Below are 1,606 nucleotides of genomic sequence, written 5' to 3' on the forward strand. Positions count from 1 at the left end.
CCCACAACCGGGCCCGGGTCAGCGCCAGCACCGGCCCGGTGACCCGTCCGCCGGCCGGCGCGCCGAACGGCTCCCGGCCGGACCACCGGCCGCGGCTGGTCAGCGGGCGCAGATCGACCCGTACCGCGGCGTCGGCGATCCGGGCCCAGGAACGGGCGACCGGGGAGGTGTCGAACCCGGCCGCGTCGGCGGGGGAGTCCCACACCACGAGCGCGGCCCACCGGGTCAGGTCGGCGTCGCCGGGGCCGAAGCCGGTGCCGGTCCCGGTGCCGAGCAGCTTGGCGAAGCGGACCCCCGGCAGCCGGCGCAGCCGCGCCGGGTGGGTGGCCATCCGGCCCAGCACACCGGGTACGGCCCGGCGGGGCACACGCCACACGTGCAGCGTGACGAGTCCGGGGTTCACGCCACCTCGGCCGGGGTGCCGGCGGTGATCCGCAGCAGTTCCGCGTACGTGGTGGGGAACACCGCCCGGGGTACGCCGCCGGCGGCCCACACCTCGTCGTACCCGGCCAGGGCGGTGTCCACGACGGTGCGCAGCGGCGCGGGGTGGCCGACCGGTGCGACGCCGCCGATCACCTGCCCGGTGTGCCGTTTGACGAACTCCGGGGTGGCCCGGCGCAGGTGGGTCACGCCCAGCGTGGCGGCCAGCCCGGCGGTGTCCACCCGGTGCGCGCCGGAGGTGAGCACCAGCAGCGGCGCGTCGTCCGCGTCGAAGATCAGCGAGTTGGCGATGGCGCCGACGGCGACACCGAGCGCCTCGGCCGCCGCGGCGGCGGTGTGCACCGCGTCGGGCAGCAGTCGGACGAGGCTGGCCTCGCCCGATCCGTTCCGCGCGCCCGCGTCGTCGAGCGCGCGCTGCACCGCCTGCACGTTCGGGTGTGGCTGCATGCACCCATTCTTCCCCCACCCCGCGACGGCCCCGCCGGGGGCCGTCGCCCTCCCGTGCGTCCCCGGCGCGTCACACGTTGCGTTTTCGTCGGAGGGGAGGTGTACTGTCAGGGTAGTTAGAACGAGTGTTCGATTACGGCTCGACGTCAGGTTCGGCTTGAACGGTAAGCGGCTCAGCTCCCCGGCTGGCCCGGCCTGATCCGAGCCGGTCGCGCACTCGTCGAACGCTCCGGAAGCGGTGTTTCGCGGCACCGGCTTCCGGGAGGTGCGGCACCGCGGGCCGCACCGGGTCTCGGACAGTCGCGAGTCCGGGCCCGTCAGGCAGGTCGTCGCCCGCCGCCCACGACCCCCGGGCGGCGGGCGACGGACCCGCCGGCACGCCGGCCGGGTGTGGGTGTGGGGAAGCGTCCACATCCGGCCGGCCGCCACCAAGGTGCGTCTTCCTCCGCACCGACCGCTCCGGGCGACCGGGCGACGTCCACCGTCGCGCGACCGCCCGCCCCGGCCACACGCGGAGGAGAGACCCATGCCGACCAGTCCGGCCCAGGCGCCCACGGTGCCCGCGCACGTGCTGCCGCACCGCACCCCCGCCCAGTTGCTCGCGGTGGCCCGCGACGGGCTGACCGAGGCCGCCCGCACCCGACCCGACGGCCTCCGGTACGCCGCCGCCCATCTCGCGGCGCTGCGCGCCGCCGCCGCCGTGCTCGCCGCCCGGGCC

The 1,606-nt window shown here is 77.1% G+C and carries 1 protein-coding gene and 2 pseudogenes; 1 reads left to right on the forward strand and 2 read right to left on the reverse strand.

Annotation, left to right across the window (positions count from 1 at the left end; all coding sequences use genetic code 11):
- Positions 1-403: pseudogene (locus tag AC2CHG_RS31315) on the reverse strand (monooxygenase); the annotation flags it as partial.
- On the reverse strand, positions 400-888 hold the full coding sequence (locus AC2CHG_RS31320) for a YbaK/EbsC family protein (RefSeq protein ID WP_135241301.1): 489 nt from the start codon (positions 886-888) through the stop codon (positions 400-402). The pseudogene AC2CHG_RS31315 and the gene AC2CHG_RS31320, both read right to left, overlap by 4 nt.
- A gap of 526 nt (positions 889-1,414) precedes the next feature.
- Here AC2CHG_RS31320 and AC2CHG_RS31325 point away from each other — a divergent pair.
- Positions 1,415-1,606: pseudogene (locus tag AC2CHG_RS31325) on the forward strand (SAV_6107 family HEPN domain-containing protein); the annotation flags it as partial.

The sequence above is a fragment of the Micromonospora sp. ATLC20 genome, from assembly GCF_057196585.1.

What these genes read in the sequence shown, in the direction of transcription:
- AC2CHG_RS31320 (WP_135241301.1), bottom strand. Translation starts at nt 888, where the DNA reads ATGCAGCCACACCCGAACGTGCAGGCGGTGCAGCGCGCGCTCGACGAC.